The sequence below is a fragment of the Pedobacter frigidisoli genome (assembly GCF_032678525.1).
Taxonomy (GTDB): Bacteria; Bacteroidota; Bacteroidia; order Sphingobacteriales; family Sphingobacteriaceae; genus Pedobacter; species Pedobacter frigidisoli_A.
In genome coordinates, this window is sequence record NZ_JAVTSE010000002.1 from 679,660 (window position 1) to 694,911 (window position 15,252).

The 15,252-nt window shown below is 37.5% G+C and carries 9 protein-coding genes; 1 reads left to right on the plus strand and 8 read right to left on the minus strand.

Translation table 11 applies throughout. The features are described from left to right. Positions 1-185 precede the first annotated feature (185 nt). The 6 genes from R2Q80_RS07995 to R2Q80_RS08020 all read right to left on the minus strand — a co-directional run bounded on the left by R2Q80_RS07995 (position 186) and on the right by R2Q80_RS08020 (position 11,611). Entirely contained in the window at positions 186-1,670 is a 1,485-nt protein-coding gene (locus R2Q80_RS07995; protein ID WP_316799091.1) for a RagB/SusD family nutrient uptake outer membrane protein, read from the minus strand. Between the two features lie 27 nt (positions 1,671-1,697). Further along, positions 1,698-4,676: a SusC/RagA family TonB-linked outer membrane protein gene (locus tag R2Q80_RS08000; protein ID WP_316799092.1), complete on the minus strand. Its 2,979-nt coding sequence runs from the start codon at positions 4,674-4,676 to the stop codon at positions 1,698-1,700. Between the two features lie 457 nt (positions 4,677-5,133). After that, positions 5,134-5,799: a hypothetical protein gene (locus R2Q80_RS08005; RefSeq protein WP_316799093.1), complete on the minus strand. Its 666-nt coding sequence runs from the start codon at positions 5,797-5,799 to the stop codon at positions 5,134-5,136. Between the two features lie 60 nt (positions 5,800-5,859). Then, positions 5,860-6,855 (minus strand): DUF1735 domain-containing protein, encoded by a 996-nt coding sequence (locus R2Q80_RS08010; protein WP_316799094.1) that lies wholly within the window; start codon positions 6,853-6,855, stop codon positions 5,860-5,862. Positions 6,856-6,890: 35 nt separating this feature from the next. Next, positions 6,891-8,330, minus strand: a complete 1,440-nt coding sequence (locus R2Q80_RS08015) for a SusD/RagB family nutrient-binding outer membrane lipoprotein (RefSeq protein WP_316799095.1) — start codon at positions 8,328-8,330, stop codon at positions 6,891-6,893. A gap of 29 nt (positions 8,331-8,359) precedes the next feature. Further along, on the minus strand, positions 8,360-11,611 hold the full coding sequence (locus tag R2Q80_RS08020; RefSeq protein ID WP_316799096.1) for a SusC/RagA family TonB-linked outer membrane protein: 3,252 nt from the start codon (positions 11,609-11,611) through the stop codon (positions 8,360-8,362). A gap of 448 nt (positions 11,612-12,059) precedes the next feature. Here R2Q80_RS08020 and R2Q80_RS08025 point away from each other — a divergent pair, with 448 nt between their 5' ends. Next, the gene (locus tag R2Q80_RS08025) at positions 12,060-12,758 is read left to right on the plus strand and encodes a hypothetical protein (protein WP_316799097.1); all 699 of its coding nucleotides are present in this window, start codon (positions 12,060-12,062) and stop codon (positions 12,756-12,758) included. Positions 12,759-12,832: 74 nt separating this feature from the next. On the opposite strand, the gene R2Q80_RS08030 is transcribed toward R2Q80_RS08025, so the two are convergent. Next, entirely contained in the window at positions 12,833-13,702 is an 870-nt protein-coding gene (locus R2Q80_RS08030) for a BT_3987 domain-containing protein (RefSeq protein ID WP_316799098.1), read from the minus strand. A gap of 15 nt (positions 13,703-13,717) precedes the next feature. Then, positions 13,718-15,235, minus strand: coding sequence for a SusD/RagB family nutrient-binding outer membrane lipoprotein (locus tag R2Q80_RS08035; protein WP_316799099.1), 1,518 nt, complete (start codon positions 15,233-15,235; stop codon positions 13,718-13,720). Positions 15,236-15,252 lie beyond the last annotated feature (17 nt).

Genomic DNA, 15,252 nt, shown 5'->3' on the forward strand with positions numbered 1-15,252 from the left:
ATTGTTTATAGGTAATAAAAAATATCGACATAGATAAAAAAAAGCTAAATATCAGGAATGTTTGACAGCTGACTATAATAAATAAGTTGAATCACAACTACGCTTTTCACTTTATAGAATGCCTGGAAAGAAAAAAGCCGCATCCTCATTAATAGGATACGGCTTTATAATATACTAAAATTAAACTACCAACCTGGATTTTGAGTTAGATTAGGATTTAATAATAAATCATTTGTAGGCAAACCCCAGGTAAATTTAGGATCTGTAGCACTAATGGTTAAATTGATGAAACCGGTATTTGGATTTACAGCAGCCGGAACTTGAGCTGTACCTCTCGTGAAACCTAAGCCCCAACGCTTTAAATCAAATAAGTGCAAGCCTTCGAAGTTTAATTCACGTGTACGCTCAGCTCTAATCTGATCTAACAACGTTCCTCCTGTTAAACCACTCAAAGCGGTTAATCCTCTGGCTGTACGTAATGCGTTTAAATGAATAACTGCGTTACCAACATCACCGGCGTTCGCAGCAGCTTCTGCCGCAATTGCATAAATCTCACCAATACGGAAGATTTTGTTTGCATTCTGGTAATTGGTAATTGTACTGGTGAATAATGCTGGATTACCAGGATATTTATTAACCAGCCATACGTTATTATATCTTACACCTTGAATCAACAATGTTTTTTGTTCGAAGTATGTTGGTTTACGTAAGTCAGTAGCATCGTAGCTATCCACGACAGTTTGAGTCGGGATGAAATCCGGAACAAATGCTGTACCCGCACTGTTGAGACCTAAATAAATACTATTTGTATTTACTTGTTCAGCTAATGTAGCTGCGATACGGAAAATATCCTCCTGATAAGTATCATTAGTCCAATAACTTTTAATTGCTGCAGCAGTATTATATAATGGATAACGGCCGCTGGCAATTAATGTATTTGCTGCTGCGTATGCACCTGCCCAATCTTGCATATACAAACGTACACGAGCTTCAAATGCTAAAATTGCGTCTGGTGTAAAATATTTAGCACCCTTGTGATTAACACGTTTAGTATTAAGAGATTTTGCAACTGCAATATCAGCTAGAATTTGGTCGTACGTTGCTTTCAAAGTCGCTCTTCCAGGTTTTGCAGTTAAATCGAACTCCGTAAGCAATGGAATTCCCGCATCACTCGCTGCTGTAGCGGGGTTATAAGCTTTCGCATATCTTAATGCTAAGTTTTGCAAATAATAAGCACGAAGTAATCTGGCGTCAGCCTTAAATGTGTTTAAACTATCTGTTTCAGCGGCACTTGTTGGAGTAATTTGATCGTAGCCTTTTATCACAATGTTAACATTTGATAATCCATTGTAATAGCCTTGATAAACACCTGCTACATCATCGGCATTGAAAAACGTTCCCCAACGATGAGGTGCACCATTTCTGTTACCAAAATCTAATGATGCGTTTAATTGTTCGCCTTGCACTTCCTGAGGAATGTTGTAACTTCCATACACACGAGCCCTAAGCGCTGCGTATAAACCGTTATCCCAGTATTTTGCATCCTGAAGGGTTTTGAAACCTGTTTCAATGGCTACGGCATCATACGGTGTTAAATCTAATTTTTTACAAGAAGTAATCACCGTTAAAGCTAATATCGCCCCTACCAGCCCTAATATTATTTTTTTCATAACTTTATTTTTAAAGTAATTCAACTATTAAAATGTTAACTGCAGACCAAAACCAACTTGTTTTGTGTTAGGATTATTTCCTAAAGCTAAGTTACTATCAACTTCAGGATCTGGTCCTGTATATTTAGTAAATGTTAACAAGTTACGAGCTAAGAAGAACACTCTGGCTCCTTTAACTACCTTTGTTTTATTTAAAAGATTTTGTTTGAAATTGTATCCAACCTGCAAACTTTTTAACCTGATAAATGAAGCGTCTTCAATTAATCTTGAGTCAAATTGTGTAAATTGTTGGGTTAACGCAGGGAACCTGGCGTCCTGACCCGGTGTTGTCCAGTAATCTAAAACCCCTCTTGCCTGGTTGAAACCAGCAAAGGTTGTTGGGTTTTCAAAGAAATATCTATCGTTATTGATTAGATATTTTCCTTTTGAATAAGTAAAATCAACTGATGTATAGAAACCATCATAACCAGCGTTGAAACCGAATCCACCATTCAACCATGGGTAACGCTCAATACCTGTGTTTTGCGCCAATCCAGCAGCTGAAAATGAGTTTGTGATAGCAGCATTATCTGTTCTTGTATTGATAATTCCATCACCGCTGTTTGGTAAATACCATTGAGGCAAACCATTTGCTGAATTAACTCCTGCCCACATTGGATACGAGAATGATACTGGCTGTCCAATTGCCCAAAGTACTCCTGTATTTGGTAGAATATAATAGTTCTTTCCCTGGAATAGTTCGGTGATTTTGTTTCTGTTAAAGTTTGCGTTGAAATATGGTGTGATATAGGCACCCTTAAGCGCTTTCGGACTTAACACATCGAAATCTAAAGTCACATCTAAACCTTTATTCTGTAATGCACCAATATTGGTTCTAACTGTTGCATAACCAGTAGTAAATGGTTGCGGAACATTAATCAACTGATTGCTCGTTTCACGGAAATAATATTCAAGGTCTAATCTAATGCGATTCAAGAACGAAGATTTAACACCTACCGATGTTTTCCTTTGTCTTTCCCATCCTAATTCAGGATTACCCGAGGCAGCTGTAGCTAAACCGAAGTTACCATTGTAGTTACCGGAAGCACTTGCAGTAGCTAAACTTTCATAGTTACCAATAGCAGAGTTACCACTTGTACCTATACTGGCACGTAACACGAGGTCATCAAGCCAGCTAACTTCACTTAAGAATTTTTCTTGCTTAATTCTCCACATTGCACCAACCGCCCAGAATGTTGCATTTTGTTTGTTAGCACCAAATCGTGATGATTTATCCTCACGGACAGACCCATCCAAATAGTATCTGTTTTTGAAGTTATACTCAAGACGACCAAAAAGTGATTTATAGGCATATTCTGTCAAAGATGAACTTACCCCTCTATTGGTTGCAGTACCATTTTGTAGTAAGAACAAGTCATCAGTTGGTAGACCAACAGTACTACCGCTAAATTGATTGCGCGTTCCATCAACATATTCCTGTCCGGCAAGGGCCGTAAAATTATGTTGATCAAAACTAAATTTATACTCTAATGTATTTGTCCACGTTTTGGTAAGATTCCTGTCATAGGTTTCATTTAAAGTACCTGCCCCTAAACCGCCCACAAATGATGGAAGGCGTCCAAAAGTTTCTCTGTAGATATAACCGTCCATACCCGCCTGAGATTTAAATGTCAGGTTTTTGATTGGTTTGATTTCAATATAACCCGTTGGATTAAATTGGAGATTATTTCCATTATAAGGGTTGACATCTTGCAGGTATCTAGGGCTATAACGTCCTAAACCCGGAATCAAAACACCATAATACTCATTTCCATTTGCATCATATGGCGAAAACCATGGCTGAGCCAATAGTGATAATCCACCATTTACACTGTTTGAATTGTATTGGTTGGATTGTCTGTTATCTGTACCAGCAGATAAGTTGATACCAAACTGAATATAATCATTAATCTTGGTATTAATATTTGAACGGAAGGTAATACGATCGAATCCAGAACGGTACATAATACCTGTAGACTTGAAGTAACTACCTGAAACATAGTAAGAAGTCTTGCCAGCACCACCAGAAACGTTCAAATCTGCCTGATAAACTGGTGCATCTTTTTTATAATAATAATCGTACCAGTTGAAATCATTTGGATATTGAGCAAGCAATGCATCCGAAGCAGCCTGGGTTCTTAGCCCTTGTCTAACTTGTAATGCGCTTAGTTCAGCTGTGTTCAACGTATTCTTGTAGAAGTCATCGTTAGCATTATTTGTTACTGAATACTGACTTTGTACAGTAATTGTAGACGTGCCAATCTGTCCACGTTTTGTAGTGATATACAATACACCATTAGCCGCACGTGAACCATAAATTGAAGTAGCAGAAGCATCTTTCAATACCGAAACCGACTCAATATCGTTAGGATTTAAACTTACAATACTTCCTTCATTCACCTGAACACCATCTAATAAATAAAGTGGCGTATTACTTGCACCCAATGATCCAACACCATGTAATCTCAAAGATGACGAGGCAGATGGTTCGCCTGAAGAGGTAAACACCTGCAAACCGGCAACTTTACCTTGCATAGCATCAAAAGCATTTGCAACTGGTTTGTTTTCTACAGTTTTCGCATTTACTGTTGTTACTGATCCAACAATGGAAGAAACTCTTCTTCCTGATCCATAACCGCTAACAACAACTTCGTCCAAAATTCTTGAGTCATTTTCAAGACTTCCGTTTAACGTAGTTGCACTGGCAGCTAAAGTTCTGGTAATAGTTGTAAATCCGATAGAAGAGAATTCAATTTCTACACTACCGGTGTTAGAAATTCTAAGTGTGTACTTACCGTTTACATCACTTGTGGTACCTGCTGTACCGTTTTTGACTTTTACAGTTGCTCCTGGAATTGGTAGTCCATCATCTTTTCCTGTCACAATACCTGTAATCGTTCTGTTCTGAGCCAACGCAACTGAAGCGAAGATTAAGAACATGAACAAACTTAGTAGAAGTTTTTTCATGAAATTTAAGTTAGTGAATGATTTGTTTGTAATAATTAATCACTAAATATAGAACACAAAAAAGTTACATTAACAATTTTTAACAATTTCTGTTTTAAAGATTATTTTGAAATGACACTAAATATTTAGTTATTCGTTATTAGAATACTACATTAAAAACTGATTAGAAATTCTATGATTACTATCATAATGATATTTGAATAAGAGCAATTTTTTAAACCTGCTGATCATCAAGTTTTTCAGGATGTAAATGGTATTATATTTCAGATAACAAATAAGGCGGTCAAATCTTTGGTGTAAATACTATAGTCAAACAACCTTATAAGCATTTAACTGAATATGATGATTATACTTCAGAAATCGTAGAGAAAACCGACTGCTATTGTTGATAGATATCTGAAATGTAAATCTTTACAGTAACAAACTTTTGGTCGAATGATGAACATCCAATTTCACATCACAAAGTATCATAGTAAGTTAAGAGTTTGACAATTCCGTCGTCTGTTTTCACATCAAGCTTATTCTCTTTGATATATTTTGATAGCTGATCAGCTTTCCCAAGTAAAGAAATAATAGATTTTTCATTATTCTTTACCTTTACAGGCCTGTTATCTTCTTTAACAAGGTAAAAAAATGTCTCATCTGCAACCTTGTATTCTATACTCGCACTATTATACGATTTACTTTCAAGTACTATTTTGGAATCCTTTTTAAGATATTTAACTTTTCCATCGTAAATCACGTTATAAAAGGTTTTTTGTGTAAATCTGTCAACTGCAGAAAAACCATTTTTATAAATCTCACTAGACCCCAATATTTGAAACTCTTTAGGTGGATCTGTGAACGTATACTCGTTGCCGCCTTCCCCCTTAACAACCAAGATATCATCTAAAAGATCATATTTGATTGACTCTTTTTTGGGTTGCACACCTTCCCCAAATTTAACTGTAGCAATTTGCCATTCCGCATAAAGATAAGGTGATCCCAACAAGTCTGCTCGAGACTCTTTAACAGTAATAAGATTTTTATAAGTATTTACAGTTGTAATTTGGGCATTAAGTTTTTCCGTAAAAATAACAGAAGCAATTAAGGTAATCAGTAAATAATGATGTGACTTCTTCATAAAATAAATTTAAATAAAAAAGGGGACAGAATACTGTCCCCTTCAAAAAAATAGTTCGACCTATCTCTCTTCATAATAAGTCCACGTTTCATTATATTGTGTCCTGATATACGGAGCAGTAGTGACTGTGTTTGGTTGTAACATATAGTATTTAATGTTGATTAGCCCCGAAGAATATTTATTAATTCCACTAGGATCTAGTGCAGCGGCCCTGGTATTTGCAGGAGTTCCATAGTAATTCGTAACAGAGACAATTTTATCTGTTGCAGGATCGAATTCTACAATCAGTCCGAAAGTTCCAAAATAGCTTTTACCTGTACCGGTCCAAAAAGGAGTAGCAGGAATACCTGTATAAGATTCATCAATTACCACACATTTTGTAGCAGACAAGGTCTGTAATGCATAATATAGCTTCTCTCCACTACTGGTATAATGACTCCATGCAGCATTTGTAACATCAGTTAGGGTACCAGTAACGGCATAAATGCCATCATATTTATTCTTAATACTGATTAACACGAATCCTGAACCATGGCCTGAAGAAATTTGGTTACCTGCCGGATCTGATATTTTAACTGAGAATGCATACTTTTTTGCTAAATCGTATTTACTTCCATCTAGTAAAATATCAATCTCCTTTGCAAATTCACCTGCCGCAAAGGTAACCGTATATCCTGTTGCAGTTTTTGTAACACCAGGATCAGCAGCCAATGTATAGATGGATGCTGGAAGCGCTTCGTAATCAGATTGATTTTTTGTGTTGTAATCTGTTATTGCAGCGGCATCAGTTGTTAAAACTATAGTTTGGGGCTTACTTAATGCATCTGCGTTTGCAGCATCTCTTCTTACGCTGATCAAGTGTACCTTTTTAATATCAGTGAAAGGAGTGAAGTAAATATTTGTTGGATTATTTTCCAAAACCTTTACAAATGTGTTACCTGCCGTATTGGTTGCTTGCGGGTCATCACCTACATAATCATCTTTCCTGCAAGAGGAAAACACAATTGTTGTTAATACCATTCCTAAGGAAAAGTATTTTAAAAAACCTTTTTTCATAATTTTATTTGTTAAAATTAATTTCTCCTTAACTATTATAAATCCCACCAAACTTTAGCATCTTGGGTATTACCACCCGTCAATCTTGCTATAGCTGCATTTACACTCGCTAAATTAGTTGTCAATTCTGTCGAAGGATAAGTATATCTGCGAGGAATTTGCTTGGTTGAATTTGTTGCTGCAACAGCAGGTACCAGAGCGGGGAAGCCGGTTCTTCTGAAAACATTCCAAGACCTCAATCCATTCGGATAACTCGCAACATATTCCTGAATAGCAATGTTCCTCAGATTGCCCGTAGCACCAACCGCACCAATTGCAACATTGGCATTTGCCAGATAACTGGCAGACGGAGCGCCTACGCCCCATTGCTCATGAGACAATGTGATACCTGACAGATAAACCGTTGCCAACACTTCAGTTGTCCAACCCATATTAGCCGCCTCTGCGCGGGCCAATGCAACCTCGGCTGCAGATAAAATTACATATGGACTACTCTCTGTACGCAGATCACCTCTTAAAACACGTGCCCAGGTAGTATTTGCATCAGTGAATGCAGTTGCAGTAACTCTGGCTACACCATAAGGAACACCTAAACTAGAAGAAGAAGTGTTTCCAAGTACTTCAGAAGCCCCACCATAGGCACCTTGCCTGGCATCGTTTGCTAAAGTGTTAGTCATCAAATCAGTCAAAGTCTTACTTTCAGCCAAATCTTTACGGCCGTTGTATTCATTAAATAAAGGATTTTTAAAATTTACATTATAGATGATCTTGGCATTTTGAGCATTTGTTGAAATGTAGCCATTTCCATCTGCTAAAGCTGCCTTAAACTGTGTAGCAGAGTAATCTGTCGCTCCGGGATATCTTTTCGATAACTGTAAAGCCATTAACATTCTCAGTGAGTTAGCAAATCTTTTCCAGGAAGCGACATCGCCATTAAAAACGATGTCTCCAGAAATTGCCGAATTATCAAATGCCCCAACCGCAGATGTCAGTGCTGCAATCATGCCTTTGTAAACGGATTCCTGAGTATCGTAGGCAGGCGCATTGAATTCTATTCCCTTTAGTGCCTGGCTATATGGAATGTCGCCAAATTTATCTGTAATCGTCCAAAAAATATATTGTTGCACAATTTTCGATACCTGCTTCATATTATTGCTGCTTTCCAGAAGTTGAATATTCTGTAAATCATATAAAGCACCACTATAGTAGCCAGTAAATGTCCTGGCCGTATTTATGGTGTAAAGTGAAGCATCAGGATATTGGGTTTCAGCGAAATACTGACCATAAAAACCTGCGTTTGTATCATAAGCATAACTTGCTAAACCAACTAACGTATTTGTTAACAATGCTGAGGGATTAGCTTGAGTAGTACTATTAGGATCGACGTTTGTGGCGCCGAAATCTTCTAGTTTTTTGCATCCTGCAGATGTTATCAAGAACAGTCCGGTGAATGCATATATAAATATCTTTTTCATGTCTTTTCTTTAAAATTTAATTGCCACTATTAAAATCCTATTCTCAAATTAAATCCTAAACCGCGTGTTCCTGGCAACTGAGACGTTTCCCCACTTGTTGCTGAGATTTCAGATGGATCAAAATCCTTTGTCTTCGCATAAATGAGCACCGGATTTCTTGCTACAACGGCAAAAGTTGCATTTTGAACGAATTTAGCAATGCCTAATTTTTTTACAGGAATGCGGTAACCAATTGAAACCTCTCTTAACTTAATGAATGTGAGATCATAGATATAATCATCAAATGTTTTAGAGTTGTATAATCCCTGGAAATAATCCTGAGCTTCGAGATAGTACGTTTTTGGCTGACCCGAAGTGGCATCAACACCATCAACTCGTACACCGCCGCCATCAGCAACTTTATCACGAATCGGATTACCCTTATCATTCACACCAGCAGTACGGGCAGTTACTCCACTGTAAGATCCCCATTGATTAGATAATGAAACGAATTTACCACCAAACTGGTAATCAATATTTGCCGCTACATCAAACATGTTGAGAATAGTAAATGCATTCTGTAAACCTCCGGTATGTTTAGGTAATACGCTGCCAAAGTAAACGTTTGGATCGTTTACAAAATGACCATTTGCATCTAACAATGGAACTCCATCTGCATTGCGCTTTTTACCATTACCCCAGATTTGACCCCATTCATAACCTGCATCGTGAACCATGATAGGCATGGTAGATCCCCAAACACCTTCTACAGTTGCCCGGGTAACTCCATATTTTTCACTCACCTCAACAACCTTATTACTGATCAGATTTGCATAGGTGGCCGAGATATTCCAACTAAATTTCGGTGTATTTACAGGAATTGCTGTTAGTTGAAATTCTAGTCCGTGACTGGTGATTTTACCTACGTTTGTTAGTATTGAGCTAAAACCACTAGCTCCATTTACAGCTACAGACCGTGGATAGTTGGTTTCTGTTTTATCCCAATAGGTTGCTGATACACCCAATCTTCTGTTCAGGAATTTTAGATCTAAACCAATTTCTGAGCTTTTCGCAACCGCCCCTCTGATATCCGGATCAACCAGCGCGTCTGGCGTGCTTTGTAGTAGGTTTCCGTTAAACTTCAAAGAATTTACACCGTATGAAAATCCCGGATAACGGTAAGCACCAAATGAATCATTTGTTGTTCCCAATGCTTGAGGAATTTCTCCATACGAGCCTCTGATCTTGGCTTCAGATAACCATCTGAAACCTTCTTTAGGCAAAAGTTCAGAGAAAATAAATGAACCTCCAAATGCTTTCGACAATACACCACTATGATCAGATGGCAAAGTCGAAAACCAGTCATTCCTTATTGAGGCATCAATAAATGCAAATCTTTTGTATCCAAAAGTTGCGCGCGCAAGTAAAGCCCTGTATTTTTCAACCTGTCTGTAGTTACCAACACTCGGCGCATCCACAGAGTTACCAACAGTGAAAAGGTTAGGGATTGATAAACCATTTACAGTACCAGCGTTATTGTAATTAGATTCTCCTTTAAAAATATCTGTACCGGCAGTTACATCTACCGAAAAATCTTTAATCTGTTTCGTATAGTGACCTAACACCTCATAGTTTTCTCTGTTTGAGTATGTATTTGCACTATAGTAGGAAGCTTTAACACCAGTTTGATTGGCACTGGTTTCAAGTTCAGTTCTTGTCTTGTTCTCAGTGAAAGTTGTGTTTTGTTGTTTGCGATATGTTGCAGTGAAATTTAAATCATTATTAACTTTATAGATAAACGATACGTTTCCATAAAAACGATCTCTTTGATTTAACTGACTGGTTTGATCACCAAAAACATAAGGATTGTACCAATAATTTCCACCATAAAAGGCTTTAGGATTTGACGGATCATATGCGGTTGGATCAGAGTGATTCCAGCTGGCATAAACAGTTTCCCCAGGAAGCCCCTGAACAGTTAACCCTCTCAACTGCTTCATGATGTCCATATCTAAATCTCTGTGAAACCACTGAGAAAATGAACCAGTTGCCAAATTACTGTATGCATCGTCAATAGCTCCATTAAGAACGGTTTTCACATAGTTGATATTGGCCGAAACCGTAAAGTGCTTGTTTAAATCGTAAGACGAATTAAAATTGAAGGTATTTTTAATTAAACTTGTATTAGGAAGCAAACCCGTAGTATTTTGATTTCCATAAGTCATCTTGAGATTATATTTTTCGCCCGAACCACTATATGAGATGGAGTTGTTAAAGGTTACTCCAGTATTGTAGAAATTTTTAGCATTATCTGGATTTGGAGTCAAACTTGCTGTTTTGTAAGAATATTCAGTACCAGGATACCAGGCATACCACGGAATGTATTCCTGACCGACCATGCGTGGACCCCAACTCGAGTCATCACTGTAGTTTGGATAGTACTTACCATCTAGTGCTTTCCATGCAACAGGATCAGTTGACTTCCAGGTATATCTTGTCATGTCTGCAGTGTTACCTCCGGCGTAAGTATTTTGATAATTAGGGAGAATGTAAGCGTTCTCGAAAAGGGCGCCTAAATTTACAGTAATACCCGACCCCGTTGTCGACTTTCCTTTTTTGGTTGTGATCAAAATAGCACCGGCTGCTGCTTGTGATCCCAGGATCGCTGCTGCTGCTGGCCCTTGCAATACCTGAACGTTTTCAATGTCGTCAAGATTTACATCATCAGCATTAGGAAGAATAGTTCCATCAACGACATACAATGCACCGCTTCCCGTACCGAAACCACCTGCACCACGTAACCTTACTGCAGTATTTCTACCTAAAGCAGCAGCAGACTGACTTCTAACCTGAATACCTGCCACTTTACCCGCTAAGGCATTGTTTACATTTGTACCCCTTACAGTATTCAGTTTGTCACCAGAAATAGTTTGAGTGTTTGTTACCTGCGAGCGCTCCGATGATTTGATACCATAAGCACCAGCCACCACAACCTCGGTTAATTGGTTGGCATCCGTTTCTAGTTGGGCATTAATTGTACTTGATGCACCAACAACAACCTCTTTTACCTTAAAACCTACGTAGGAAAACACGAGGATTGAGCCGCTGCTAGCTCTTAAAGAAAATTTCCCGTCTGCCCCACTCATCGATCCGCCGGAGGCACCTTTGATTTTGACACTTACTCCAGGAATGGGAAGATTGTCTTCCTGAGAAGTAACTGTACCAGTAATTGTTCGATCTTGTGCATACGATGCCGTAGCCATACACAAGATTATGAACAAACTTTGTAGAAGTCTTTTCATAATTTAAAAATAGTTTAGTTAATAATTTAATGATGTCCTAAAAGTATGGCTACTAAAACATTTAACCAAATTATTTTAACAATTTTTAACTATTTAACATATTTTTTATCGAAAAAGAATAAAAAAACAACTAATCAAACAGTTATAGCAAAATATTTTGGTAATAATTGTTTTTTTTACCATCGATTATAAATAAAATACAAATTTGAAAACTATTAAACTAATTTTTAAGCTACAATTCAACACAAGACACCATATTTAGGAAATAATTAAGATTATGATGCCTACGGTTATTGTTTTATATACTGTTAATGATTGATCTATATAGATAATTTATTATCCTCATTTACTATTTCAGATATGGATCGAAGGAAATTTAAGTATAGACAGATGTCCTTACTTACATTAATAACTTGACGAAATCAATAAAGAATTACTATATTGAAGTATGAAAAACTCTACGAGAAAAATAATGTTAGCCGGAGCTATGCTACTTTTTGCGACAGGTGTTACTAATGCACAGGTTGGTGTCGAAGTTACTTTAGCTAACAACGATATAAACCTGGCAGGGAGATCATCAACAGGTAAGAAAAACCCGGATTTCCTTTATCAAATTTGGAATAGGGGGTCGGTAATGCTCGATAATGATTCAATATACAGGAATTTGGATCTTATATATGACATCGCGGCAAATCGAGTAGTCTTTAAGTCAGATAAGAATGTCCCACAAGCCTTTAAATTACAAGTAAAAGAGTTTTCGATATCAACTACGAACGACGAAAATGGAACTATAGAAACAAGGAAATTTAGAAGTGGTTTCCCTACCATCGACGGTTCATCCGCTGCTACTTTTTATGAAATTCTGTCTGAAGGTAAAGTAAGCCTATTGAAAAGAACGCAAATAAAAGAAGTGGAAGAAAGAGCAGCCGGTTCAATTTATGTCATTAAACAGAAACAACCATTTTATAGTTACTTTTTATTCGAAAACAATAAAATCATCGATTATAAAAAGGATAAAAAATCATTGTTCGAAGCGTTCGACCCATCCAAAAAGATATTGATAGAAAGCTATATTACTGACAACAAAATTAAACTTAAGGACGATAAGGACAATATGAAGCTTTTCGACTATTATAATTCGTTATAAAAAAACAAATACTCTGATACAAAAAAAAGGTGGTTCAAATGAACCACCTTTTTTACTGTAGATAACAAAGATAATTAATTCTTCTTAACCACTTCATTTATAATTCTTGGTGCTGCAACGTTATAGGCATAATTTAGCGTAAATGTCTTGGTTGTAGGATTATAAGAGTTGATGCCGGTAGCAAAAACATCCTGAGCTCCTGCAACAGCTGTTGGGTCAGGAAGAATCGTTACTGAATTATCTGCATTCACTCTTATATACATATAATAACTGCTAGTTCCCAAATCACCCAACTCTATCCTACTAGTAGTAGCGTTAACCGTAGTTAAAGACTTAGCCCTGTTAGTGATCGCTCTTGAAGAAGATGCTACAGGGTGTGTAAAGAACCCATTAGCGGTATAAGCACCTTCATAGGCGTTCTTCGCGGATATACGTGCAAGCGTGGTGTTGTTATTACCACTTACTACATATCCAGGCTTATCTACACTCACGATATTAAATGCAAGTGCATATGGATGCGCAGGATCTAAATCCTGTTGATTGAAAGATAGCTTTAGAAAACCGGATCTGGAACCTTTTGGAATAGTTACTTTCAATGCATTTGGTAAAGTATATTTTGCTGACGGAAAGCGAACCAGGCTTGCACCATTTGCAGTATTATAAGCCGAAATTTTCGCATCAGTCTGATCGATGCTTAAAGTGACTACAACATCTTCCTCTGCAGGTTCACTAGCTGCTAAATTAACCTCAACAAAATCAAGAACAGTAGTTTTGTTCTCGAGCAATAGGGAGAATGCCTTAGCTGTACTAGGCAACTGCGCCACCTTGTATGCATCTACATTGATCATGCCATATTTCTGATCACTTACAAGATCATCTTTTAAGCATGACGTTAGTCCCATGGTTAACAAACCAAGAGATAATATTATCGAATATTTTTTCATGTCTACCTGATTTAATTATTTATCCCAGAAAATCTTTGATGTTTGTGCGTTTATTGTTCCTTGGGCTGCAACATTCGCGCCATTGGTATTGTACTCTGATTGAGGATACAAAAGTCTTGAAGGAATAATATTGCTTCCGCGACTTGGAGACAGAGATAATGGAAGGTCTGTTGGAACTCCTAATCGTCTGTAATCAACATAGGCCTCGAAGTTATTGATTCCAATTAACGCAAGATATTTTTGCATATCAATTAACTTAATTTTCGCATCAGGAGTAGTGGCAGCTGCCCAGGTAACTATAGGGTTGGATGCCTGATCAAGATAAGCGGTAGCCGTTGCAGTAGCATTGGTCACACCTAACCAAGTAAATGATTCTTGAACAGCACTTCTATAAGCCGATTCAGCAGTACCTGAAATCCAACCTCTTTGAATTGCTTCAGCTTGTAAAAATAAACTTTCTACTGAGGTGAATAACCATTGATCTTGTGTAGCGCTTTTAGCTAAACCAGGACCAGCAACATCTGATGAATTAATCGCTTTCGGATCACTGTTTGGAATAGTTTCACCGTAATTGTAACCATAATAAGTATTGCCATTTAATGGTGTACCTGCTGGACTGAAAACATACTGATAACGGATATCATTATTATTTCTGAATTTACCTAAAATAAAATTGTTAGCACGGTTATAGTCATCAACTATAGCACCAAGTTCTGTTCTTTTGTAAGCAGCCCAAAATGGGTTTTGTTGGTTTGCAACAACTGCGTAACCTGGGTTCACACTTGCTGTTCCACCAGCTGTAATGTAGCCACTACCGTCCGCAGTAATTTTGGCAATTTCAGTTGCAACGGCACTTGCAGTCAAATATTCAGATTGGTGTATTAATAACTTTAACCTTTGGGAATTTACCAGTTTCCTCCATTTTGTTAAATCACCTTTAAACATAATGTCGGCTGTCTGCATTTCTGCTGTAACTGTTGCTCCTGCAAACTGCTTAGCCGCCTCGTCAAGCTTTAATAAAAGGTTAGCATAGATATCCTCACCTTTATCGTAAGCAGGAAGGATATTATTCTGAAAATCAAAAGCTTTAGAATATGGCACATTCCCAAACTGATCAACCAGATACATAAATCCTATAGCTTTCACAACCTTTGCAGCTCCGCTATAGAAAGGTTGCCCTGCTGCTGTGGCTTTTTTATCCATTAAGTCTGCATCAGCTAAAATATCGTACCAGCCAGTATTGGTGTTTGTCCATTGGGTTGAACCAAAAGTGGTTGTAATGGCATAGGATTCTTGCTCTGTACTTGGCCCATATGTGCCAGAACGCGCCCAATATCCCATCCATAATGCCGCATAGTTGTAGGATGTCGCCATTCGGGCAGCCGTACGCTGTAAAGTGGAAGGAAGTAAAAGCTGCGCTGTTATTGATCCTTCTGTTGGAGCATTGGGGTTATCGTTAATATCGAAGAAACTTTTTTTGCAACCTGTTGCTGTAACCAGTAACAAGGTAAATGCATATATAATCTTTTTCATGTTCTTATCTCTTTATT